This is a genomic window from Massilia sp. CMS3.1 (genome assembly GCF_051262535.1).
Classification (GTDB): domain Bacteria; phylum Pseudomonadota; class Gammaproteobacteria; order Burkholderiales; family Burkholderiaceae_D; genus Telluria.
Genome location: NZ_JBIMES010000110.1, coordinates 1 through 259, shown reverse-complemented (window position 1 = coordinate 259; position 259 = coordinate 1). Strand labels below are relative to the sequence as shown.

Here is a 259-nt window from a genome sequence, read left to right as displayed (position 1 = left end):
ATGCAATGACCTAAAAGGCCGGGTTTCCCCATTCGGAAATCTGCGGATCAAAGCGTGTTTGCTCGCTCCCCGCAGCTTATCGCAAGCTACTACGTCCTTCATCGCCTGTAATCGCCAAGGCATCCACCATGTGCACTTATTCGCTTGTCCCTATAACGTTAGCTTCTGGCGACTAACCAGAAAGCGTTTATAAGAATAAGAGTACAGCTTGTTGCATGTTTGTTGATTTGTTACTACCCAGAGTACGCATTGTCATGCG

At 47.5% G+C, this 259-nt stretch carries 1 rRNA gene; it reads right to left on the bottom strand.

Annotated elements, in window-relative coordinates:
* Nucleotides 1–150: ribosomal RNA gene (locus tag ACHAC9_RS24645) — 23S ribosomal RNA — on the bottom strand; the annotation flags it as partial.
* Nucleotides 151–259: the final 109 nt, after the last annotated feature.